General features: G+C 29.8%; 1 protein-coding gene. It reads right to left on the minus strand.

All coding sequences use genetic code 11. The features are described 5' to 3' along the window. Positions 1 to 235, minus strand: a 235-nt coding sequence (locus AYC60_RS09065; RefSeq protein WP_197416969.1) for a hypothetical protein, incomplete at both ends; no start/stop codon positions are given.

Raw genomic sequence — 235 nt, forward strand, 5'->3', positions numbered from 1 at the left:
AGGTGTAGATATAGTTAATACTTCAAGAGAAGTCTTAACTACAAATGCATGAACAGTCCAAATAGCTATTAATGCAGAAGTATTAAATGATAATGACTTCTTAAATTGTGAACTATCATCTAATATATTTAAAGATAACTGGTTAGAAAATATTAAAGAATTACATGTTGCATCAACTAAAGGATTGTCCGAAATGTTCGATTCAAGTATAGGTGCTGGAACAGTATTGATGCCT

Source organism: Streptobacillus felis, from assembly GCF_001559775.1.
Lineage (GTDB): Bacteria > Fusobacteriota > Fusobacteriia > Fusobacteriales > Leptotrichiaceae > Streptobacillus > Streptobacillus felis.